A 24368-nucleotide genomic window follows, 5' to 3' on the forward strand; every position below is an offset into this window, starting at 1 on the left:
TAGAAGTTGGGCACATGATAAACAAAAAAGCAGATTTGGGGTAATCTGCTTTGCGGATATAAAAAACTATAAATAATTTTATACTATGATTCACTTGAACACTGGAGATCTCTTATAGTATATTTTTTATTATACATATAATTTATTTTATTTAGATATTGTTTAGATTGTTCTATATAACTATTATACGCCAGAAGCTTAGAAAACTTTAATAAATCATAATGAATCATATAGGTTTTAACCATATAACTCAGCTCATCAATTTCTTGTTCATCAAGCTGGGTACAAGGGTATAGAGCAATCCATTCAGCACGTTTAACAAAAACTATGAATATATTTTTCTTATATGGTAGCTTTACAAAATCTCTTCTTTCATTCATCTCATGTGTTTCAGCGGCAACCATATTGTCTGGAATTCTACTATATTCCCTAATTATATGAAAACTAAGAAATACCCCAAGAACAAAGATGAAAGCAAATAAAAAACTATGTATTTTAATTACATCACTTTTAAAGCTATACAAAATAAAGCCAAATACAAACCCTATAGGTAATAAAAAATATGAGTAAAATAAAGGATATTCAAATAAAGCATGTATCAATATAACTAAAATAAAACTAATAGCACAAATTTGAGCCGAGCTACTAGACTTAATTAAAAAATTTATTAATAAATAAGAAAAAAATACTATTATAAGTATACCTAAAGGTATCCCACACCATACCAAAACATCTAGAACTATATTATGAAAGCTAGTCAATTTATACTTTATAAAACCATCTCGTATAGTATCAAATTGAGCAAATGAGCTTTGATTCCAACCATAACCACCGAAAGGCTTAAGCCTAATTGCTTCTACCGCTTGATACCATATCTGGATTCTCTCATGGCCAGAAGATGCACGATCTAAAATTGAGATTGTTGGATTCTTAACTAGTAAATTTTTTATTAAAGGAAGTGAAATAGAAAAAATTATAAATAAAGTAAAATGAAGAATAACAACTTTATTACTTAATCTCAAAATATCTTTTTTATAAGATAGTAACCAATATAGAGACAAAATTAAGAACACAATCCATGCTGTACGTGATTGAGTTAGAGCAATAGAAAGTAATAAAATTATACTAAAACAAAGTAATATTTTATTATTTATAATTTTATTTTCAAAAAAGTAAACACATGAAATAACCGATAAAATTAGAAATGTTGATAAATGATTAGGTTGTGCCATATTGGCAAATGGACGTCCTTTAGTATTCATTAAAAAATCAGAATCAACTGTTATAGGCAACCATTGTGCTATTGCTAGTAAACTTGAAAGTAAACCACAAAGTAAAATTACACCATAAAAGTAAGTTAAACTGTTTTTATAATTTTTAGTTCCATTAAAACCAACTAGTACTGCCAACCAAAATGCAAAAATATACCCAAAAGATACAAAAGCTGTATCCATATAATAAACTTGACCTAAAAAGTATTGAATAATGGGAATACAACTTATCAACAAAATAAAAATAGAGACTTTAGGTATTATTATATTTTGTTTAAAAAAAATAGGAAGTGAGCATAATAATGCTAAAAATGATAGATATTCTGATATAAAACTTGTCCAAGGAGGATAAAAAGCAGGATTTAAAATTGACAAACAATAAAATAAAATTATAAGAACTAAAAAAATATTTTTCATTTTTATAAAAAGAGAGTATTGAAAAATACTCTCTTTTTCATTAATTAAAGATCTGTTGTACAAGTTTTTGGACGAAAATCTGCTGCTACATCAGTTTTACAAGTCCATGCACCAATTGCTCCAGTAGTAGCATCATCTGCAGCACGTGACCACTGAATTTTTTTACCTTGAATTGATGAAGTTCCAATTAATGTACATGTAAGTGTAGACAAACCTGATTTTGCAACACTTACCTCTATATCACTACAACGACCTGTATTCGCCTGAACACCAAGAGCCGGTGCACTAGTGATTGTATCGGAAATACCTTCTGCTAATTTCGATTCAGCATTGGTCTTAGCAGGTGAAATTTCCGCCAAGCCTGCAGCAACCTGTGATTTGGCAGTGTAGTTTTGATATGCAGGAATCGCAATCGCAGCCAAAATACCGATAATCGCAACCACAATCATTAATTCAATACATTCCATAAGTCACCTGATATGGACATGCATCAAACCATTGAATTATATTGTTTTACTTCATTCTTCATTTTGTCCATATGGACATGCCTTTTAATGGACAAATTTTTGAGTTTTGTCCATATTCGAAAATGGCTTTTACTCAGTGTGGTAGGATAAATTTTGATAAAAGCAGACTGGTCATGATTTATTTTAAAATTTTGACAAGCTAAAAATAGAGTAGAAAATCCAGACTCATTTATAAGCCAACTTCTGTATTTCTTTTTTATGCTGAAGAATCACACGTCTTGCATGATGCAGAACAATACGTCTAGTTGCTTCGTCATAACCAAATTGCATGGAAAAAACTTTTACAGCTGGACGAGGTATTCGTTCGGGTATTTTGAAGTCTTTAAGCCGTTTCATTCTATTACTCCCCCATATATGAAATATTCCGTATACAACAGCACTTTCAATTTCAAATTACTTTCATCCCCACACAAGCAACCACTACCAAACCAATATAGTTTTCTGCTCGCTTAGCTGCTAATAATTTAAGTTTTCCCAGTACAAGCAATTTTTATATTTACATATCTCAAAACCGACAAAACTGACATTTTTTGTCACTTAATTACATAAATTTACTTTTAAGTTTTTAAGATTTTTAATCTATTAAACAATCTATTGATTTCATAAGAAATAATTGAGTAATATGCATTGGCACACTTTGTGCAAACTATAAATTAGCTTACAAAGCTTATAATTAAATTAACAAAACATTTGTGGAGAATGTTATGAACGCTCAAAAAGGCTTTACGCTGATCGAGTTAATGATTGTTGTCGCTATTATCGGTATTCTTGCTGCGATTGCGATTCCTCAGTATCAAAATTATGTCGGCCGCTCAAATATTGCTTCTGCGGTACAATCTGTTGGTTCAAATAAAACTGGGGTCGAATCATTTGTAATGGAATATGGTGCATTTCCAGATGGTACATCAGATGAAGCTGCTGCAACAACTGGTGAAAATCCTACACCTTATGTTCCTGCACAAAAACCTGCTGACTTAGGTATTGTTAACCCAACATACGGAACTATTACTTTAAAACAAGGTACTGGTGCTGGTGCTGGTGCCATCATTCTTAAATTTAACTCTGGCAATCCAGGTATTAAAGACAAGCATGTTGAATGGGTGCGTAGCACAGATGGTACCTGGACTTGTGAATCTGATGCTGATGCAAAGTTTGTTGGTAAGTCATGTACTCATAAAGCAACTTTAACAGTTACACCTTAATTATCTTGAATATCCTTAAAAACGCATCCTCAGTGATGCGTTTTTTGTTTTAACTCAAAATTTTCCAACAATAAAGAATTGCACTTTTCCAGCAGTATTTCATAATCTTCTTTCAGCTGCTCATAATCACTTTTCACCGCTTTGGTCTTAGTTTTCGCTTGCTCAATCCGTTGCGTAGGTGAAAGTACATTTTGCCCTGCTTGCTGTGCAGCTAGCTCAATTGCCTCAATTAATGCAGCATGACGGCCCTTCTTAATTGAACCACGCTTACGCCCTGCTTCCATGGCAACCGTATCGTTATTAATGGCAGACCCTTTAGGCAAGACGGTTGCCTTATTGGCTTTTAATCGCTCTAAAGCAGCATAATAATCATTAAGTGCACTCATATTTTACACCTCAATATTAATCGTTTTAATTTTTTGAATCATTTTGTTTAAAGCCAAAATCTCACTGTCCATTTGCCCGTATAGCAGACTGTTCTGTACTTGCATATCTTGCTGCCGTTGTAGTCGATGAACCGCTTTTTGCATTTTTTCAGCACTTGTTGCATCAAACACAGCATGGGCACAGCTCAAACAACTGGTAATCGCAGTAAATGAAATTTTTTCGCAAGAATCAGGGTTGGTACAGGCACCAAATAGACTTGGCTTATAGGCAATTTCACCCCTCTTCATGCGCTTAATCGTTTCATCCCGATCTGGAAAAACTTTCAATAACTGCTCACGGTCTTTTTGCAACTGTAAGTAGGTTCCTGCACCACCAAGTAAACGGCTAGCACTATTAATTACACCATCTTCAAACTGAGCATAAGAATGCACCAAGCGCTGATATTCTAGTTCTTGAATAAACTCTTTTTGACTGTCACTCACTAAAATATTTGGTGCAAATACCGCATTATTACGGTAATACAACGTCATAGACTCTGTTAGATGCTTAAATTGGACTGACAAAGCGCCAAGTCCGATCATGCCTGAACGAGCGCCATAAACTGCAAGCGAACGTCTAAATTGATGGGTACAAATATTCCAGTACTCACCAACTTGGCAATCTTTTTCTTCTCGCCAATTGCGGAAACCATCAAAAGCTTCAAGCTCGGCGATATCACTTTCTGTGATTTTCAACCCCTCTCCAAGCAATACAGAAATACGGCTTAAATACTGATTAAAATTAGACTGTGTTCGAGTCGGAGCACCCTCAAAATTAGAGATAAAATCCGTTTCATGCTCAATATTGCGGTTATTTTTATTTCGATGCTTTTGCGAGTATAGCGTTGGAAATAATGGGTATTCAGCAGGATTAGACATATCATAGTGAGGATTGAGTAAGGCGTAGACTTCACCAATACTTTGTGCTGCATTTACGCCTACTTGAATATCTTCAAACGTAATCCAATACGTAGACTTGTTGCCACCCCCGTGTAATTTTGATGTATAGCCCATAATGACATGCACAAGATGCTCGTTACTTTGAATAGTTTGATAGCAATCAGAAGACAGCTGATTCACTTCATTATCACGCATCCCTGTAAACAGATGAATCCACAACTTGGCCATACCTTGAATCAGCGTCATATAACGGGTGAGGTTGGCATGTTTTTGAATCTGATTATTTTCAAACAGTGCCGTTAAACCGAGTAAATCTCGAGCATCAGCAAAACTTACCGCATTTTTTTCACGCTTAAATTCTGTCGCCATCAAAGCAAAATTTGCATCCTGCTGCTTGCGCTGAAACCATTTCAGAAGTGCTGATGCATTTTGATTAAATTCATTCAATTTATCTGCTAAAGCATTAATTAAGGCTATATAAAGCCGTGAAGGAACAACTTTGGTTTGTGGGCCTACTTTGCCTGACTGTAACCTGAGTTGAGCAGCCAACTTTGCTAAATGCTCTATTGGCTTATATGTACTAAACGCAGGAATGAGCAATGGGTATTGCTGTTGTAAGGCAAAACAATCAGTTAAAAATGCTTTAATGTGGATAGCTTTTTGATAGCTCACACCAACATAAGCATCATTTACTTTTGACATATAAGCAACATCGCTAAATAATTGTTGTAATGTACAGCCATTTTTATATGCAATTGCTGCAAACTGGCGTAAAACCGTATGCCGCTGTTCGATACTTTTAATAATCGACTTACCAGATTTTATATAAAGCAAAGCAAAACTGATTTTTTTCATTTCTGCCCGAATTTGACAGTAAAGAAAGTCATTTTCTCGGGCATTTTCAAGCCAACTATCAAAATTCAGGCGACAATCACACTTCGGTAAATATGGAGAAAGATCCCAGATATTGTCTGAATAAACTGACAATATCTCCCCACTCTTCATTCGCGATAATACAAAAGTACTTGGAACAGTCAGCTGATTATTTTGTAGATTGTACTCATCAGGTAAGAACTGCTCAGCAATACCCAATGAATATAGATATGAATTAAATGAACTCATGATATCCACCCCAAATCAATTAGCAATTCAAAATGATTGAGCCAATAGGCATCTAAATCCCCACTTTCTACTTCTTCCTGAATCGAAAAAATACGATCACGTAAATTTTCATAAGTGTCTGATAATTCGTTGAGTACTTCGTCAATTCGATGTAGCACAACCCCAAACTGCTGTTCCCAGTTGATTAAGTCCGTGGCTTTTTGCTTAACGTAGCCGAGTAGGCTTTTCAGTGATAAAAGCTTACGCACATCTTCGTCATCAGCGTGGACTGCATAGTATTGACAAAATAAGCAATGCTCAAATTGTTGACAGTTTGGAGTTGGAGCTTGCGCAGTAAAACCTGTTGCTTTTTCAGGTTGTAGACTGGTGGTCGTACAAGCCCCGACAGCTAAGGTTTGAACATCAACAGTCTCATCTAACGTTTGCACAGGAATACGCTCAACGGTTCGAGTTTGTGCTACCGCAACTTCTCTCAACTCATTAAAAAATTGTGAAATTTGCTGAGCTGCATCTTTAAATGAAGTTCGACTGTAATTTTTCTTCGCAGTATCGAGTGAGTGTCCCATTTTTTCGACTTCAAGCAATAAATCACCATCGCTCAATTCAACATATTGACTGCTAACATGCTTGCGCCACTCTCGTGGTGTGATCCAAGCCATTTTCGGGAAAATGCGCTGCAAAAAATTTTTTAGTGATTGTAATTTACTATTTCCAATTGAACTTAATTTTCGAATATTATCGCGCATTGGAAAGACCAAATCACACTGCTCATCTTGAATATACCAAGCCCGAAGTTCTAAAATTTTTCTAAAAATCGGCTCAAAATTAACTCCAAACTCTGGTCGTACTGTCTTGCGTCTAGCGCGGCTTTTTGTTCCCGAGAAACGTCGACCTTGTGTGGATGGAAGGACTTTCATGCTGACGAGTTGTAATTGTTGAGCAGTGTCTAAATTTGCACCAGTTTGTGCAATAAATAACAGCATGCCAATGGCAAGACCGTAGGAGGCAAGTCTTTCACGCTCTAAATGTCGCTTGTCTTTATTACGTTCTTCAAGTTTACGAATCGCTTGATTGCGATTTTCACGTACACGTTTTCGATGCTCACTATCTTCTTCTAACTCAAAATCAGCTAGCATTTTTGACAATGTCGGAATTGAGCTATACTTGGCTAAATAACTCTGTACATCAAACTGAATATGTTGTTTCTCAGTTTGATGATGAAAGTTCGAGTAAAAATAGAAGTTTTCCTCATCCACAGATTGAAAATGCGCAGGAAATTCATTTTCTTGTACAACAATACGATAAATTTCAAGAAAGACATTCAACAAAGTTGCATAAGTTTTCTGATGATCTTCTTTAGCGATTGGAAAAACAGGAACATCATAACGCTGAGACTGTACTTGCATCGCTTGACTAACAATATCAATTTCATGACAGTCAAATACATATGCTATCAACTTCGCCGCATTACGCTGATATTGCTTTGCTGTATGTGCAGCTAGGTTTTCTTCATCAGTATCTGCAAGCAAAGTGCGATCAACTAAATATTTGCTGTAACGACGATACGCATCTATCACACTGTCTTGATTTGATAAATCAAAATTTTTCTTTTGGCTATCCACCCAATCTAAAAAAAGTTTACTAGTGTAATAAAATAGTCCTTTTGACAAATCTGATCCGCTCATTTGCAACAAATAGTCCGTTAAACACTGCAAAAAATAACGTCTTTTTTCATCAAAAGATGCAGATAACTGTTGTTCTGACAAAGCCTCGCCAGATACTCTTTTACGATAAAACAGAGTTCCGATGTCAAATGTTTTAAAAGCAAAAGAAGCTGTCTTATCTTTGCAGACGAGAACAAGTCGCTCATGCTCATTAATTTGTTTGTTGATATCTGAGATATGCACAAAAATCGGAGAGCGTCTAAAATTCATGACAATTCTCCCGCTAAATTGACAGAAGACATCACGTATTTCATTAAGCTTGATTCATACTCATGCTGAATTTTACTGCGCCATTGCAATCGTGATTTATAATTCAAATACTGTAAAGTCGTGCTGATATTACGATGTCCCATACGTGCTTGCACATACTCAACAGCGGTCATAGCAGAATGCCCATCTGGCAAATGCTGTAACTGACTTTCGAGCAAATTCATACCAAAACTGGCACGTAAGTCGTGGAATTTAAAATTTTTAAATTGTGGATCAATCAATCGAATTTCGGGTAATAGCACGACCTTTAAATAGCTGCGTACTGCTTCACCTTCATAAAGTTTAAGTTTTGAGCTAAACGAGTCAGAAGCTTTGATTTCCTCGGTCAGTTCTTGCTGTTCGGCTTTGCTTGTGTAAAAAGGTGTACCAAGCTTTGTGAGAAACACATAGTTTTCATCCGAGTCGCCATAGTTTGACTTTTGTCTACGCAGACGCGCTTGCTCACTATTGATATAAATTTTCAGGTCTTGTACTAACCAATTCGGGATTAGCAGCGTCATTGGTTTTTGAAATTTGGTATCAATGCCTGTACCCGCCCCAACTGGCAGACGAATAAAGCCATGACTATCAAGCTCACAAACAATTAAGTTTTTGATTCGTAAAGTACAAATCGTTTGTAAACGCGCACCTGTGAATAATGCTAGATAGAACATCAACTGATATTCTCGTGATGATTTTTGCAGTGCTTTTAATATAACAGCCTGCGATTCAACAGTAAGTGGGCTTAATTCACCACCGTCAATAATGGCTTCAAAGTTCGGAGCCTTGGCTGGAACATGAATCGCAAGATCATGCGACTTAATTGCCATTTTTCTACGTGCGCCAAACTCATTATCCACGGCAATATATTTGTAGACATCTTTAAACGGTATGCCATAGTGCTGATGATCAACTAAGTCTTCTGTAACGAGAAATCGATAAAAATTCACTACTGCATTAATTCGATTACTTGCAGAGCGAGCTGAAATTAGACCTGCATTCGCATGCTCAATAAGACGAGCACGATATTTAAAAATCGCATTTGACTGTTTTAGTTTGTGAAACTTCAAACAGTCCAGTTGCTCATCTTCTAAAAAACGCTGAAAATCAACCAACTGATTGGCAATATATGCAAATGTTTTAAAATCATACTGTATTGTTTGCTCAAGTTTTTTCAGCAAATACAGATTAAAAACGTCAGAAGGGCTACCATCTCCCTGAACAATTACAGGGAATTCAAGGTAAGCATCACCATGTTTTTCAAACGCTGCATCATTTAAACAACGGGTTGCATTAACCAACGTCAATAACTGAAATTTTTTGATGCTCACAACTTTGGCTTTTGATTGGTAGCGTGAGTGACCATTTTTAAGTTTAGTGCTCATTTTGAGTCTCCTGTTTATTAAAAAACAGGCAAAAAGTGATCTTGAGATAGGATTGACAAAAATGCCCCTATCCATCAAAATCGAATTGTCTGGACGCCAATCAAGACATTCATAAAAGCTCATGTTCTCACATGAGCTTTTATACTTTTTGCCGAATGAAAATAATTACTTTTTTGTCAATTCTCTCTGTTCCTCTTTCCTTAATCGTTCCAATTCCGTAATAAAAAAAGCATTCATTGACTGATGTCTTTGCTTTGCCATTTGTTTGACCCAAGAAACTAAATCTATGGGTAAACGAAGATTCGTCTGTTTCATGTGCATCACACCAATTGTTAGCATATTGCTAACATAGCAATATGCTAACACTTATGTCAACTCTTTTTTTATAGCATAATGCTAGTGCTATTTTTTACCGACTTAAAAATGTATGAGTAAGAAAGATATCCAATTTAATCTTCGTATTCCTGAAGAGCTAAAAGCTAAAATTGATGCTGCAGCGAAAGCGAATCAACGCTCTATCAATGCAGAAGCGACCTCTCGACTTTACGATTCATTCGTCATGAATGATAATATTCAAGTTGAAGCAGCAAAAATCGTTGAAAACTTTCTTCGAGCTCGATCTCCGACAGAGCGAAAAAAAGTGGTAGCAGAACGTTTAAATTTTGTACTAAGTGAGCTGAAAAAACTTCATCATTTCAATGAGTTTACAATTGCTGAATTAGCTTTTGAGATCAATGAAGATACGGCTGATGAGGCTGAAGCATGGTTTAGAGCAGAATTAGAACCCACTTTCGGACAATTGGAAAAAATAGCGCAACATACTTCAGTGAATCCAAACTGGTTACTCTTTGGTAAACAGACTCCCTATGATATTCAGCACATACGTTTAAAAGAGTATTTAGATCAAGATATAAAACTGCTCGTAGGCTCAAATCCAAATAATGAATATTTAAATAATTCAAAAGTGAAAGAAATAAAGTTTATTCGAGAATTGTCAGAAGCGGGGCAATTAATTATTCTTAAAATTTATGAAAATTACGCAGTTGAGACTTTTTATCCTCCATATCATATCAGTGACGTAAACGGAGTAGGTGGATATAACTCATTATTATATTTTTGCTTATTGACCAAAGTGCTGCTGCGATATTACAACTCTAAAGTGACTATATGCAGCCACCTTCTCTCAAAAGAACAGTTTAAACTTATTTTGATTGGAAAAGTTCACCCCTTAACAATTGCAGAAAAACTACCTAATATTCAATGGTTGAGTGATTTAGTAGATAAATTTCCATATGAAAATTTAGATTATTGGGATGGTTTTGATGAACTTAGAGCAAGACTAATACGAGATTTTGATGCAAAAGAATACATTCAGAAGATTTGGAATGATCCTGAATTGTATTTAAAGCATCCTATTCAGCTTTAAAAAAAAGGACGACATTTTACTAAATGTCGTCTTTTTCCTCATACTCATCGATATATTCAAATAAATCTTGCATATTACAATTAAAATATTTACATAAGGTATCAGCGACTGAAAGTTCAATTCGTACTGCACGATCATAATAAAGACTTGTTAGCGTATTACGATTGATACCAGTCGCTTGAGCTACCTCACTTAGCTTTAAAATTTTTCGCTCACCCATCAAATTTGACAACCTACATCTAATCATAACAACCTTTAAATTAAAAAATTAACCTACAGAAGGTTAATTCAACTTGATGAATAACTTTTACTATGCTAATTTAACCTACAGCAGGTTATATTGTCTTATTAAAAACAAATTAGCCGTTCTAAATTTCATTATATAGTTTTTTAAGGAAGTTCAGCTATGAATAACTACTTTTCTGCAAAATTCTCTGTTTCAGAGGAAGTTCGTTCAACTGCTGTTGCTTTAATCAAAGAGTTTAATATTGACCGTACATTTGATTTAGCTTTGTTTCTGAATGTTAACCCCAATTTAAATGACCAAGATGCAACTTTAGCCTGGGTGAATTATTTTGAAAAAAATCAACATGATCTCAGTGACTTCAATCATGTTAGACGCCACTTCATGAAAAATTTTCCAAAAATTATGTTTGCAAATTTCAGTGAATAAAATAATCAAAGGGAGATATCAAATATCTCCCTTAATTTTTATAGCAATGTCTCTTATGGTAATCTCAACAAAAAGTAAAATTCAATTTAATTGGTTGTAAAAATATGGAATCATTTATAAAAGCAGACCATACTGAGCCTTCGGTCATTGTTTTTGACGTGTTTGGTACACTTGTAGAAATAGGAGAAAGACGTTCCCCATATAGAAAATTAATGAAATGGCTAAAAGAAAATGGGCGACAACCAAAACCTGATGATGCCAAATTTATTATGTCCCACAATTTGAATTTGGCAGAGCTTACAAAGCGATTAGCAGTAAATATTCCAGACCAATTTCTGCAAGAACTTGAGCATGATTTAGATAAAGAGTTACGCTCTATTAGACTGCATGAAGATACCTTATCAACTTTGGAAGAATTAAAAAAATTGGGATTCAGATTGGCATTATGCTCAAATTTAGCGATGCCGTATGGAAAAGTTGTTTCTTCATTTTTACCTTCTCTTGATGCTTATGCTTGGAGTTATGAGGTTGGAGCAATTAAACCAGAGTCACAAATTTATCAATATTTAATTGATAAATTACAATGTCACGCCAAAGACATTTTGTTTATTGGAGATACTCCTTTAGCTGATTACAGTGGTCCAACTGAATTTGGTATGTCTGCTAGATTGATCAAGCGTCAAAATGGTCAAACATTAGCAGAAGTTTTAAAAGACATACTTTAACAACTCGTGGAAGTTCCCCCCTAATAGTGAATACTCACAGCTCCTCATCTTTCCATTTTTTAAATTCTGCAATTCGCTCATCAAGCTCCAGAACCCATGCTGGTTTTATATGTGGCACATCTGGGCGCTCAACACCTTGATGGTCAAAAAACTTATGCACCTTTGCCGCCAACTTGATAAACGCCTGTTCAAACGTATCTGCCCAAACATCTAAACGATAGTCATGATAATGCTCTTGGTATAATTTACCACCATCTTCTACTTTATTGAGATGTGAGCCAGTCTCTAAATAAATCACTAATTTCCCATTATCTTCATCATTATATGCACCGTGATAAACATTTTGGCAATGCCCCCATGTATTCCAGTGCCATGATGGTACATCACCAATAACCGTCCAAAAAGCTGGGTGTGTATCAATAAAATGATAGGCTGTTAAAAAGTCTGTTGGATTTGCGAGATATGCTTGCTCATTTTCAAAGGCAGTCTGTAAAGCAGATTGTAAATGCTCAAATTTATTTTTATCGGTGTAGGAAAACAAACTACTAGAAAGATGCTCAGAGGTTTTAAAAAATAAACCACCACTCTCTTTATCCTTACCAAAATATTGATAGACCTCTGGTAGAATCTGTAAATCTGTAGGTTTGACATGATGGATCTGGTGTTGTACGTCTTTTAAGCTTTCGTGAATTGCTTCCATACGATCAGGGTAAGTGACGACAAGTTTCGTATCACGCAGTGATAAAATTGCTGGTTCAGTTATTTGGGGTAACTGTTCTAATAACCAGTCTGGTAATTGTTTTAATTCAGTCGGTTGCATTTTTAGTTATCCTTTTTTAATAATTTCAACTTGTTACATGCGTTACACAACATAATTTGTGAAAGTTGATTGTAAGTTAGTCCATAGGAGTATATTGTCACTCAAGGGCTTCAACAAAATTAAGAACAGAAATCAAGCCACTCATCGTTTCTATTTGATGAATTGGGATACCGCTAGTGGCTCTATTTTCGGACGTTAAAAAAATCTTCATCGCAGCCTGATCACCACCTGTCAAAGCATGTAAAGCCTGGTATAGACGAATCAGCAACAGTGCTAATTTCCCCGGTTTAGAATATGGATCTAATTCAGGTTGGTTTTGCAATTGAGTGATTGCCTCAACATCCATATCTAGCACTATTGCGAGCTGAGACTGACTAAGGGAAAGCAGTTTAGCAGCCCTAAGTACTGACTTTCCCAATACAGCTGCTGGTACTACCTGCTGTTCCAATAACGTCATAGCATCACCTCAAGCTCTAATTTTACTGATCAAGCCTTAAATCTAACAATATCATACAAATTACTAGGGGCTGTCCTCATTTGATAAATAGTTCAAAAAATGACTATTTAGATGCTTAAAATTGAATGTTTAATGAAGGAATTGCTGATTTATTAAACAAGATACAGAGTAATTTGCTTCGTTAAATGAAATGAGGACACGCCCTAGATAAAACGATCACCTATTCCTGTTCGTAGCATACCAGTTATTCTTACTTGTTAGACGACCAGAAATAGTCACATAAGCTAATTTTGCCGACACCTGATGATTCATACTTACACCACGCCCTGCTGCTTCCAAGGCAAGTTTTTGATGAACAATGATGGAACACGAACAATAAATCGACCACTATATTAACCAAGGGGGCAGTTTTTAAATGCCGTTAGGGGGCAGTTTTTAAATGCCGCTAACACAGCTATCTTCCTAATTTTTTAAAATAGGTTTCACATTTTGAAGCGGGGCCAAAATTATATTTTAAAGCGGTATTGGCTCTAGCTGTTGCATATTCAATACCTTGAATTTCACGCTGCTGAGCAAAAACTTGAATCGCAGGATGTAACTGTTCTGAGCAACTGGCATCGTTGCTAAAGTATTTTAAAGTCTTGGTATTGGAAAAATATATTGCAGCAAACAATCGCCCATCTTTAAACACAATCGCGGATGAAGCATCTAAACTGCTTCCAGACCGACCTTCATAATACAGAGCCTCATCTGTTTTTAGTAAATAGGGCGCTGAGTAATTGTCGAAATTAGATTGAAATTTTAGATAATCATGCTTTAACAATGTTTGAAGTTCTGTTTGGATTTTTGGATTCAAAACAATTTGAGGAATTGATGAAATATCTGAATATTGAATGAAGTCTAGTTCTTGAGCATGAGTAAAAACGGAGATTGAAAAAAGTAGAAAAAGATAATAGTGATTCTTCATATCAAATTTATTATTTTTATGTCCATATTGACTTACTTATGGATTGTTCATTTTATATGGACACTTATGGAGTATCAATTAAGGTAAAACCTTTTTGAGCATTCATAACATTCTCCACAAATGTTTTGTTAATTTTTTATGAGCTTTATAAGCTGTTTTGTATATAGCATTAAACGTGCCAACCTCTATTATAAATATATTTAAATAAAAAACAGCCATTTAACAATAAAAAATTTTCAATTGATTTTCTTAATGTATTTTTATGTAAAAAAGTGACACTTATTGTCACATATTTACAACATCAACCCAGAATAATTGGCTTATTCCCCAACTCATTTTCTACATCTGCTATTTTTCGGTCATAGTACTGGTCTAACACCTGTCCAATCTGTTGGATTCCCTCAATTACCCCGTGTTTATATTGCTGCTTGGCCAGATTCTGAATAATCGACTGGCAAATCTCATTCCAAACTTCTTGAGTCGTGGCTTGCCGAATTCCCCGATCAATCACGATTTCTACCTTACGCTCACATAAATTGAGGTACAGCAACACACCACTATTATATTCAGTGTCCCAGACACCCAGCTCGGCAAAGATTTGTCTGGCCCGACATAAGGTATCTTGATAATAAGCAGATCGAGAAGGTAAACAGCCTTCAATCACCACCTGAATCTCTCCGACATGGCCATGTTCGGCTTCTTCAACTGCCAGCGCAATCGCATGCTGATCCTGCTTGCTAAAAAAACGCTTGGTCGCCGGCATATAAAAGAAATGTTTGAGCCAGCGTTTAAAGCTTGGCTGAACAGACTGTTCCAGCTTTGGCTGCGTGACAATCTCTGTTGTATCTGTAGTCGTTACCATGAGCCTGATGCTCCTCCCCCGCCAAAACCACCACCGCCACCGCCGAAGCCGCCGCCACCAAAACCACCACGACCACTGCCGCCGCGGCCACCACCGCCTCCGGCCATAAAGGCATGCAAAATCAGCTGCGCAAGCGAGGTGACTAGTAAAAAGAACACGCCGGCACCAATCATTAAACTGGCAATTAACCCCATGCCATTGACCAGACCGGCAGCTGTGCCTGCAACTGCGGCAGTCGCAGCACTAAGCTTTCTGCCAAAAATCATGGAACCGATAACACCCGCGATCACAATAAATACTACACTGCCCAAGGTCGCCTGACTGGCCTTTTGTGCTTGTAAGGCCTGTTCCTGACGCGCTTTGAGTTCAGCTGCTGCCTGCGCAGCAACTTCAGGATCCAGATTTAAAATACTTTCAATCTCGGCGATGCCGGCATCAATCCCTTGCGCATACTGGCCCTGTTTAAAATATGGGGTGATTGTTTGGTTGATAATCCGGTTGGCGATAATATCCGGTAATACGCCCTCAAGCCCGTAGCCAGTCAAAATCTGAATCCGGCGGTCATTCAGCGCAACTGTCATCAATAAACCATTATCGTGTTCTTTAGAACCCAATTGCCAGCGCTCTGCCACCCGCATGGAATAGCCGAAGATGTTTTCCTGTCCTGTGGTAGGCACAATCACCACACCAATTTGCGCTTTTCCTGCCTGATAAAGACTCAAGATTCGCTGGCTAATACGCTGCTTTTCTGCCGCGGTTAATATATTGGCCTGATCAATGACCGGTTCATTCATACTCGGCAGATCACGCTGAATCTGCCCTTCTGCCATATCATTGGCAATCTGTGGCTGCTGCACAGTGGTCGTGGCTGGATTCTGCGCTGCAGGTTTTTCAGCGGGGCGCTGCAAAATTTCATGTGCCACCATCAGGTCTTCGCTGGCTGTTGCGGTGGCCGTTTCGCTCCGGGCGCTATTCATCAGGCTCAACATCAGACTGAGAAAGAGCACTGTACCCATCTGTGCAGCACGCATATACATCATCGCAGTCACCTTAGATTGCTCAATTACTCAGGACGAGTCTTAGTCAAATGATACGGTTGGCGCTTGCTGTGCACTTTGCTCGGCACTGAAGTTCGGTTTGGTATCCATGCCAATCACTTTGGCGGTCATCACCTGCGGGAACTGGCGTGAATAGGCATTAAAGTCTTGAACCGTGGTGATATAACGGTTACGCGCCACAGCAATGCGGTTTTCTGTGCCTTCCAGTTGCACCTGCAAATCACGGAACTGTTCATTGGCTTTCAGGTCAGGATAGTTTTCAGACACGGCAATTAACCGTGATAATGCGCTGGTCATCTGGGCTTGCGCTTCCTGATATTTCTGGAATAAAGCCGGGTCTTCCAGTACTTCCTTGTCCACCTTCAGCCCTGCGACATTGGCACGCGCCTGAGTGACTTCAGTCAACACCTGTTCTTCATGCTTGGCATAGCCTTTAACCACGTTAACCAGATTCGGTACCAGATCAGCACGGCGCTGGTACTGGTTTTGTACTTCAGACCAGGCAGCAGTGACTGCTTCATCTTTCACTTGTAAAGTATTATAACCACAGCCGCTCAAGGTTAAGGTACCCGCCAGCATCAAGACGATAAATGATTGTTTTATGAGACGCATGATGTTTTATCCTCAATTCTTTATTTATCTTTAGATAATTAATTTGATTTTAAACATCTTTTTCTAAAGTTTTGTTACTTTTTATAATTTTTATAGGAACTGAAGTCTTTTTGCTGAGTGGAAACTGCCATCATCCGCACCACTTGATTTGTAGGAAAATTCTCCTTTTAGGCGGTTTTACTGGAAATTTTCTGCCAGATACTCTTTCCAGTAATCCAGTTGCTGACTGTAATCGATACCAGAAGGATGAAAATCCTTTCGATAATAGGCCAGGTATTCAGGCGCAAGCTGAATCACCATTTTCAGCAGTAAATACAGGCCAAATAGATTCCCGCCCACTTTATACACACTATTTTTCTTGTCCTGTAAAAATAAACGGCTGGCTGAATAAAAAGTCAGACTGGCAAAGCCGGTGGTGACACTGCGCATCATCTGACGGCGTACCCGATCATCTGCATACACATGCTGATAAACATCAAAAGCAACTGCGCGATGTTCAATCTCCTCAATTGCATGCCAGACCCAGAGTTTTAGCGCATCTTCATCCAAGGTACTTAGAACCTCAGGATGGCGTAAAATATAGCCGCCCAACAAGGCAGTAAAATGTTCAAAAGCACAGGTAATCGCCAGCTGATATTTGGGAGGCAGACCTTTTACATAATGGTTCTTGCGGGCCAGCCAGGCCTGAAAGCGATCCAGATTATAGTCATCACGGCGCCAAGCTGCATTAAATTCGCTATGTGCTTTGGAATGCATCGCTTCTTGACCAATAAATGCTGCAATTTGAGCCTGTAGTTTTTCATCCTTCACCTGATCACGCACATTGCGCACGCTATGCACAAAGAATTGCTCGCCTAACGGGAAGGTCGAAGATAAAGCAGTCAACAGGTGTGACATGACCGGAGAATTGGCAAAGTAATATCTGGAGATAGCGCCCGGATTAAATTGCAGTCTGCGTACTGTAATACCAATCGCCTGAGGACGATGCTGATAGGCTTTAGGGGTTGCCACTTGAGTCATGTTATTGTTCCTGTCCTGGTCAAGTATTGAACAGTATGTGAACAGCCGCCCTATTTCCCTATGGCGAAAATGCTAAGTTGACTAGCAAAAAGGCCCAAAAGAGCAGTTTTAAAATATTTTTATTTTGTTTTAAACCGGGTTTACCACTGTACATTTTTTCTAACAAAGAATATTTACAGGTGTAACTGTTTCAATTACCAAGAAAACCTGCCCAAGCAGGTTTTCTTTCATAAGCTTCATCACTTTAAACTGGATTAAACCTCCAGATAATCCAGAATTCCTTCCGCAGCCTGACGCCCCTCCCAAATGGCTGTGACCACCAAGTCGGAACCCCTCACCATATCACCACCAGCAAAGATTTTTGGATTTGAGGTCTGGAATTTGTATGGCTGATGTTCAGCAGCAAGTACACGACCTGAACCATCCAGATTGATTTCAACATCCGTAAACCAGTCTGCCGGGCTGGCTCGGAAACCAAAGGCCAGCAAGACAGCATCAGCAGGTAAAACTTCTTCTGAACCCGGGACCGGTTCAGGGCTACGACGGCCACGGCTGTCTGGCTCGCCCAGCTGCGTGGTGACAAATTTAACGCCAGTCACCCGCCCCTGTTCACCGACAATCTCGATAGGTTGACGGTTAAATATGAATTCCACCCCTTCTTCACGTGCATTTTTCACTTCGCGACGTGAACCCGGCATATTGTCTTCATCACGGCGGTAGGCACAAACCACCGATTTAGCCCCCTGACGCACAGAAGTACGGTTACAGTCCATCGCCGTGTCACCGCCACCCAGCACAATCACCTTTTGACCTTCTACACTGATGTATTCCGCAGCATCTTTTTCCCAGCCCTGGCAACGATTCACGTTGGCAATCAGAAAATCCAGCGCATCGTACACGCCATTCAACTCTTCGCCAGCAAAGCCACCCTTCATGTAGGTATAAGTGCCCATCCCCATAAACACCGCATCATAGTCGGCAAGCAGCTGGTCAATGCTAATATCGTTCCCAATGTCGGTATTCAAACGAAATTCAACGCCCATGCCGGTGAAAATTTCACGGCGACGTTTCATGACATCTTTTTCCATTTTAAATTCTGGGATACCGAAGGTTAACAGACCGCCAATTTCAGGATGTTTGTCGAATACCACCGGTTTTACCCCATTGCGTACCAGAATATCAGCACAACCCAGACCGGCAGGACCCGCGCCGATAATGGCCACTTTTTTATCGGTCCATTTCACCTGTGACATATCGGGACGCCAGCCCAAGGCAAAGGCGGTATCGTTAATGTATTTTTCGGCATTGCCAATCGTCACCGCACCAAAGCCATCATTTAAAGTGCATGCCCCTTCACATAAACGGTCTTGCGGGCAGACACGGCCACACACTTCTGGCAAGGTATTGGTCTGATGGCATAATTCTGCTGCCTGGAAAATACGCCCTTCTGCAATCAGCTTTAACCAGTTGGGAATATAGTTATGTACCGGACATTTCCATTCACAATATGGATTACCACAGCCCAAGCAACGGTGGGTCTGGTTAGCTGCAATTTCCGCAGTAAACGGTTTATAAATTTCCACAAACTCTGCTTTGCGGACAGTGAGATCTTTTTTCTCTGGATCTTGGCGTGCGACATCCAGGAATTGAAAGTCATTATTTAGGCGCTCTGCCATGTCTCTCTCCGTGGCGAGGTGCGGCCGGTTTATGTCTTTCCGTCCTACCTGCCTATCAATCTGTTCGTCGTGGAATTATTGTGGATCAGCTTTGGTGGTTTTCAACAGGGTTTGTAAATTAGCCGCTTTGGGTTTTACCAACCAGAATTTACGGCTGTAATAATCAAACTCATGACGAATCTTGTAGCCCCAGGCACTGCCTGTCTCTTCAATATATTCATCTAAAATACGCAGCAAGAATTCCTGATGTTCTTCCATCGCTTCTGTGGAAATACGGTTTAATTCGATTAACTCGTGGTTGTAATGGTCAACAAAGTCGTTATCCAGATCCAGTACATAAGCAAAACCACCGGTCATGCCCGCCCCAAAGTTATGCCCCACTTTCCCCAGCACCGTCACAATCCCACCCGTCATATATTCACAGCAGTGATCCCCGGCCCCTTCAATGACCGCAAAGGCACCCGAGTTACGCACGGCAAAGCGTTCGCCGGCTGTACCCGCAGCAAAGAGTTTCCCACCTGTTGCGCCATATAAGCAGGTATTGCCAATAATCGCGGTATTTTGCGTTTGAAAGGGTGAACCTTTCGGTGGGAAGATGGCAATACGCCCCCCTGCCATGCCTTTGCCGACATAGTCGTTGGCATCCCCCTCCAGGCGAATATGCAAGCCCCCTGCATTCCACACTCCGAGCGATTGACCGGCGGTACCGGTTAAGTTCACTTTAACCGGATGGGATTCCATATTTAAGTTGCCATAACGACGCGCAATTTCACCGGAGACACGTGCACCAATCGAGCGGTCACAGTTCACCACCCTAAAGTGATATTCACCGCCTGTGGCTGCCTCAATGGCTGGCAACATCTCGGCAATCATTTTCTCGGCCAGAATGCCTTTATCAAACGGCGCATTACCCTGAACCTGACAATACTGTGCCTTACCTTCAGCCGCAGGATGCGACTCCAGTAATGCACTGAGATCAAGGTGCGCATGTTTATCGGTTTCACCCGGCAACACTTCCAGCAGGTCGGTACGGCCAATCAGGTCTTTTAAGCGGGCAACACCCAGTGCTGCCAACCACTCACGGGTTTCTTCTGCAATAAACCTGAAGAAGTTGATCAGCATTTCAGGTTCACCCATATAGTGTTGCTGACGCAAATGATCCTGCTGTGTCGCCACACCGGTTGCGCAGTTATTCAGATGGCAAATACGCAGGTACTTACACCCCAGTGCGATCATCGGGGTAGAACCAAAACCAAAGCTTTCTGCACCCAGAATCGCAGCTTTCACCACATCCAGACCGGTTTTTAAGCCGCCATCGGTTTGTACGCGCACTTTGCCACGCAAATCATTAACACGTAGCGCTTGATGCGCCTCCGCCAGGCCCAATTCCCAGGGTGAACCGGCATGATGAATGGAAGATAATGGCGAGGCTGCTGTACCGCCGTCATAACCGGAAATGGTAATGAAATCGGCATAGGCTTTGGTGACACCGGCTGCAATCGTGCCAACTCCCGGTTCAGAGACCAGTTTCACGGATACCATGGCTTGAGGATTGACCTGTTTCAGGTCAAAGATCAGTTGTGACAAGTCTTCAATAGAATAAATGTCATGATGCGGCGGCGGTGAAATCAGTGTCACCCCCGGTACGGAATAACGTAAACGGGCGATTAAACCGTTTACTTTCCCTCCCGGCAACTGACCGCCTTCACCCGGCTTTGCCCCTTGCGCGACCTTAATCTGCAACACTTCTGCTGAAGTTAAGTAGGCAGGGGTCACCCCAAAACGGCCTGAGGCAATCTGCTTGATTTTAGAGTTACGGAGGGTGCCGTAACGCGCCGGATCTTCACCCCCTTCGCCTGAATTGGAACGCCCGCCAATGGTGTTCATGGCAATTGCAATCGCTTCATGTGCTTCAGGAGACAAGGCTCCCAAAGACATACCGGCAGAGTCAAAACGCGGCAGGATCTCTTCGATGGATTCCACTTCATCCAACGCAATGGAATGCTCGGTTTTGAGTTTAAATAAATCACGAATGGTTGCCACTGGGCGGTTATTCACCAGTTCCGCATAGGCTTTAAAATCCGCATAATTGCCCGAACGCACAGCTTTATGCAGCGAGTTAATCACATCCGGATTAAAGGCATGATATTCCTTGTCAAAAACAAATTTCAGCAAACCACCCTGATCGATAGGCTTACGTGATTTCCAGGCCATGTCCGCCAGTTTTTTCTGATCATTTTCAAGGTCTGTAAATGTGGCACCTTGAATCCGGCTAGGCACACCGGTAAAGCAGGTGTGTACCACTTCATCTGACAGGCCTACTGCTTCAAATAGCTGACCGCCGCGATAAGAGGCAACTGTTGAAATTCCCATTTTAGACAGGACTTTTAACAAGCCTTTTTCAATCCCTTTACGAAAATTGGCCTGTGCATGCAGAGGGTCGCCTAATAGCTCGCCTTTGGCAATCAGGTCATTGATCACATCATAGGCAAGGTAGGGATAAATGGCAGTCGCGCCAAAGCCTAACAGCACGGCAAATTGATGCGGATCACGTGCCAAGCCAGTTTCAACAATAATGTTGGCATCGGTACGTAAACCGGCATTAATTAAATGATGATGGACCGCACCTGTGGCCATCAAAGCATTCGCAGGCAGAAAACCGGGACGGATTTTTTTATCCGAAAGCAGCAACAAGGTTTTGCCATTACGAACTGCTCGCGCAGACTCTTCACAGATACGGGTGATGGCGGCGGCCAGACCCTCACCTTCAGCATAGTTCAGGTCGATATCTGCAATTTCATAACCTGTACGACCCAGCGTACGAATCTGATGCATTTTCGAATTTGAAAGCACCGGACTGGAGATAATCAAGCGATCTGCATGTTCAGGACCCTGCTCAAACACATTTTGCTCACGCCCCAAACAGGTTTCCAAGGACATGACTATAGATTCACGTAATGGGTCGATGGGTGGATTGGTCACCTGCGCAAACTGCTGGCGGAAGTAATCCGATACATGACGCACTTGACGAGACAATACTGCCATTGGCGTATCATCCCCCATTGAACCAACAGCTTCCTGACCGCTTTCTGCAATAGGACGAAGCAGTTGATCGCGCTCTTCAAAAGTCACCATGAACATTTTCTGTGCAGCTTTAAGCTCTTCGCCTTTTAGGCCCTGATCGCATAGATATTCTTCCAGTTCGGGACTACCCTGCACACGCACTGAGTTTTCACGCAGCCACTCACGGTAAGGACGCATTTTTTTCAGGTGATTGCTGACATCTCTGGTATCGAGCATTTTTCCGGTAAAAGTATCAATCACCAGAATTTGCCCCGGACCAACCCGACCTTTAGAAATCACATCTTCAGGTTCATAGCCCCAAACCCCGATTTCAGAGGCTAGGGTAATATAGCCATTTTTGGTGATCACCCAACGTGCAGGGCGCAAACCATTACGATCCAGCATACAGATCGCGTGACGGCCATCCTGAATGACCAGACCAGCCGGACCATCCCAGGCTTCCATGTGTTTTGAGTTGAATTCATAAAATGCACGCAGATCGGCATCTAAAGTTTCCACGTTCTGCCAGGCAGGTGGCACCAGCATGCGCAGGGCGCGGAACAGATCCATGCCACCACCGACCAGAATCTCCAGCATGTTGTCGAGGCTTGAAGAGTCTGAACCAGTGCGGTTTACAATCGGTGTCAGATCAGTTAGACCCGGTAAGAGCGGATTTTCGAATTTCGGGGTCCGCGCCATTGCCCAGTTACGGTTGGCAGTAATGGTATTAATTTCACCATTATGGGCAAGATAACGGAAGGGCTGCGCCAGAGGCCAGCGCGGTAAAGTATTGGTCGAAAAACGCTGGTGGAACACCACAATATGAGAAGCCAAACGCTCATCGGCAAGGTCAAGATAGAACTCTGCAATATAAGCAGGCATCATCAAGCCTTTATAGCTAATGACGCTGGAACACAAGGTGGTCACATAAAATGCGGTATCATGACTCAACTGCTGCTCTGCACGACGACGCGCCAAGAACAGTTTGCGGTTGAACTCAACCTCCGTCACCCCCATCGGGCAATTGACCATAACCTGCTCAAATGCAGGCAAAGACTGCAGGGCAATTTCACCCAGCGCCTGATTATTGGTTGGAACCACACGCCAGGCCAGCACGCGGCAGCCTTCTGCCTCAATTTCTTTGCTAAGAATCTTTTTAGCATGTGCTGCAATTGCAGGATCCAGGCTTAAGAACACCGTACCGACAGCAAATATTTCACTGAGCGTGATATCACTAAGTTTTTTTGCTTCTTCACGAAAGAACTGTTTAGGCATCGCCAACAGCAAACCACAGCCATCTCCAGTCTTGCCATCTGCGGCAATCCCCCCACGGTGGGTCATGCAGCTCAGACTATGCATCGCGGTCTTGACCAGATCATGGCTGGCCTCACCCTGCATATGGGCGATTAAACCGAAACCACAGTTATCTTTAAACTCATCCGGCTGATATAAACCTTGAGCGGGAGCTACAGTATTAGGCGATGGCATGTGCATAGCGTACCCTTCTTTCTCACGAAGCCAATAGGCGATTAAACAATCTAAACTCTTCTATGTGATGGCGTCCGGTCTGATCTGGAAAATAGCCTCTTTACAGCAATATTCAGGCTCTCTTATCTTTCCTCTACTCTCCTTTTTAAACCGAATATAAGAAAAATAAAATTCATTTTGCTGATACATGATATAAAAATGAGCCAGAAATATGACTATAGCACCCAGTTATTCAATGATCGTCATGCCAAAACAGGGAGATTCATTTCACTCACCCAGCAAGAAAGCAAATTGCATGC

22 protein-coding genes are annotated in these 24368 nt (G+C 40.3%); 4 read left to right on the forward strand and 18 right to left on the reverse strand.

Annotated elements, in window-relative coordinates:
- Nucleotides 1–83: 83 nt before the first annotated feature.
- The 3 genes from E5Y90_RS12305 to E5Y90_RS12315 all read right to left on the reverse strand — a co-directional run bounded on the left by E5Y90_RS12305 (nucleotide 84) and on the right by E5Y90_RS12315 (nucleotide 2551).
- Nucleotides 84–1454, reverse strand: a complete 1371-nt coding sequence (locus E5Y90_RS12305) for a PglL family O-oligosaccharyltransferase (protein ID WP_174660326.1) — start codon at nucleotides 1452–1454, stop codon at nucleotides 84–86.
- 278 nt (nucleotides 1455–1732) lie between these two features.
- Nucleotides 1733–2155, reverse strand: a complete 423-nt coding sequence (locus tag E5Y90_RS12310; RefSeq protein ID WP_228723960.1) for a pilin — start codon at nucleotides 2153–2155, stop codon at nucleotides 1733–1735.
- Nucleotides 2156–2380: 225 nt separating this feature from the next.
- Nucleotides 2381–2551, reverse strand: a complete 171-nt coding sequence (locus E5Y90_RS12315; RefSeq protein ID WP_174660327.1) for a hypothetical protein — start codon at nucleotides 2549–2551, stop codon at nucleotides 2381–2383.
- 368 nt (nucleotides 2552–2919) lie between these two features.
- Between E5Y90_RS12315 and E5Y90_RS12320 the strand changes: the two genes are divergently transcribed.
- Complete coding sequence (locus E5Y90_RS12320; RefSeq protein ID WP_174660328.1) at nucleotides 2920–3417, forward strand: pilin; 498 nt, start codon at nucleotides 2920–2922, stop codon at nucleotides 3415–3417.
- A 29-nt stretch (nucleotides 3418–3446) separates the two neighbouring features.
- Here the strand turns inward: E5Y90_RS12320 and E5Y90_RS12325 are convergent, their stop codons facing one another.
- The 5 genes from E5Y90_RS12325 to E5Y90_RS12345 form a co-directional block, all read right to left on the reverse strand.
- Nucleotides 3447–3803 (reverse strand): hypothetical protein, encoded by a 357-nt coding sequence (locus tag E5Y90_RS12325; protein ID WP_174660329.1) that lies wholly within the window; start codon nucleotides 3801–3803, stop codon nucleotides 3447–3449.
- A 3-nt stretch (nucleotides 3804–3806) separates the two neighbouring features.
- Entirely contained in the window at nucleotides 3807–5864 is a 2058-nt protein-coding gene (locus E5Y90_RS12330; protein WP_174660330.1) for a hypothetical protein, read from the reverse strand.
- Complete coding sequence (locus tag E5Y90_RS12335) at nucleotides 5861–7798, reverse strand: hypothetical protein (protein WP_161409150.1); 1938 nt, start codon at nucleotides 7796–7798, stop codon at nucleotides 5861–5863. Before E5Y90_RS12335 ends, E5Y90_RS12330 begins: the two co-directional genes overlap by 4 nt.
- Nucleotides 7795–9222 carry a tyrosine-type recombinase/integrase gene (locus E5Y90_RS12340; protein ID WP_174660331.1) on the reverse strand — a complete coding sequence of 476 codons (1428 nt, stop codon included), beginning with the start codon at nucleotides 9220–9222 and terminating at the stop codon, nucleotides 7795–7797. The genes E5Y90_RS12335 and E5Y90_RS12340 overlap by 4 nt, the downstream gene beginning before the upstream one ends.
- A gap of 165 nt (nucleotides 9223–9387) precedes the next feature.
- Complete coding sequence (locus E5Y90_RS12345) at nucleotides 9388–9537, reverse strand: Arc family DNA-binding protein (protein ID WP_228153534.1); 150 nt, start codon at nucleotides 9535–9537, stop codon at nucleotides 9388–9390.
- 112 nt (nucleotides 9538–9649) lie between these two features.
- Between E5Y90_RS12345 and E5Y90_RS12350 the strand changes: the two genes are divergently transcribed.
- Nucleotides 9650–10648: an Arc family DNA-binding protein gene (locus tag E5Y90_RS12350; protein ID WP_174660332.1), complete on the forward strand. Its 999-nt coding sequence runs from the start codon at nucleotides 9650–9652 to the stop codon at nucleotides 10646–10648.
- A 19-nt stretch (nucleotides 10649–10667) separates the two neighbouring features.
- Here E5Y90_RS12350 and E5Y90_RS12355 read toward each other — a convergent pair whose 3' ends face one another.
- Complete coding sequence (locus E5Y90_RS12355; protein ID WP_174660333.1) at nucleotides 10668–10895, reverse strand: helix-turn-helix domain-containing protein; 228 nt, start codon at nucleotides 10893–10895, stop codon at nucleotides 10668–10670.
- A gap of 159 nt (nucleotides 10896–11054) precedes the next feature.
- Between E5Y90_RS12355 and E5Y90_RS12360 the strand changes: the two genes are divergently transcribed.
- Both E5Y90_RS12360 and E5Y90_RS12365 read left to right on the forward strand, forming a co-directional pair.
- The gene (locus E5Y90_RS12360) at nucleotides 11055–11321 is read left to right on the forward strand and encodes a hypothetical protein (RefSeq protein WP_046127710.1); all 267 of its coding nucleotides are present in this window, start codon (nucleotides 11055–11057) and stop codon (nucleotides 11319–11321) included.
- A gap of 104 nt (nucleotides 11322–11425) precedes the next feature.
- Nucleotides 11426–12046 carry an HAD family hydrolase gene (locus E5Y90_RS12365; RefSeq protein ID WP_046127711.1) on the forward strand — a complete coding sequence of 207 codons (621 nt, stop codon included), beginning with the start codon at nucleotides 11426–11428 and terminating at the stop codon, nucleotides 12044–12046.
- A 34-nt stretch (nucleotides 12047–12080) separates the two neighbouring features.
- Here E5Y90_RS12365 and E5Y90_RS12370 read toward each other — a convergent pair whose 3' ends face one another.
- From E5Y90_RS12370 to gltB, 9 genes are all read right to left on the reverse strand, one after another.
- Nucleotides 12081–12866: a hypothetical protein gene (locus E5Y90_RS12370; RefSeq protein ID WP_174660334.1), complete on the reverse strand. Its 786-nt coding sequence runs from the start codon at nucleotides 12864–12866 to the stop codon at nucleotides 12081–12083.
- 97 nt (nucleotides 12867–12963) lie between these two features.
- On the reverse strand, nucleotides 12964–13323 hold the full coding sequence (locus E5Y90_RS12375) for an MbcA/ParS/Xre antitoxin family protein (protein ID WP_174660335.1): 360 nt from the start codon (nucleotides 13321–13323) through the stop codon (nucleotides 12964–12966).
- A 454-nt stretch (nucleotides 13324–13777) separates the two neighbouring features.
- Nucleotides 13778–14290: a hypothetical protein gene (locus E5Y90_RS12380; protein WP_026443901.1), complete on the reverse strand. Its 513-nt coding sequence runs from the start codon at nucleotides 14288–14290 to the stop codon at nucleotides 13778–13780.
- A 301-nt stretch (nucleotides 14291–14591) separates the two neighbouring features.
- A complete protein-coding gene (locus E5Y90_RS12385; protein ID WP_174660336.1) occupies nucleotides 14592–15152 on the reverse strand; it encodes a TPM domain-containing protein in 561 nt (186 codons plus the stop codon).
- A complete protein-coding gene (locus E5Y90_RS12390; protein WP_228723995.1) occupies nucleotides 15146–16168 on the reverse strand; it encodes a TPM domain-containing protein in 1023 nt (340 codons plus the stop codon). Before E5Y90_RS12390 ends, E5Y90_RS12385 begins: the two co-directional genes overlap by 7 nt.
- A 63-nt stretch (nucleotides 16169–16231) precedes the next feature.
- A complete protein-coding gene (locus E5Y90_RS12395) occupies nucleotides 16232–16822 on the reverse strand; it encodes a LemA family protein (RefSeq protein ID WP_174660338.1) in 591 nt (196 codons plus the stop codon).
- Nucleotides 16823–16999: 177 nt separating this feature from the next.
- Nucleotides 17000–17842, reverse strand: a complete 843-nt coding sequence (locus E5Y90_RS12400; RefSeq protein ID WP_174660339.1) for a metal-dependent hydrolase — start codon at nucleotides 17840–17842, stop codon at nucleotides 17000–17002.
- A gap of 254 nt (nucleotides 17843–18096) precedes the next feature.
- Nucleotides 18097–19518 (reverse strand): FAD-dependent oxidoreductase, encoded by a 1422-nt coding sequence (locus E5Y90_RS12405; protein ID WP_174660340.1) that lies wholly within the window; start codon nucleotides 19516–19518, stop codon nucleotides 18097–18099.
- A gap of 75 nt (nucleotides 19519–19593) precedes the next feature.
- Nucleotides 19594–24069: a glutamate synthase large subunit gene (gene gltB, locus E5Y90_RS12410; protein WP_174660341.1), complete on the reverse strand. Its 4476-nt coding sequence runs from the start codon at nucleotides 24067–24069 to the stop codon at nucleotides 19594–19596.
- Nucleotides 24070–24368 lie beyond the last annotated feature (299 nt).

The sequence above is a fragment of the Acinetobacter sp. 10FS3-1 genome, from assembly GCF_013343215.1.
Classification (GTDB): Bacteria; Pseudomonadota; Gammaproteobacteria; order Pseudomonadales; family Moraxellaceae; genus Acinetobacter; species Acinetobacter lwoffii_C.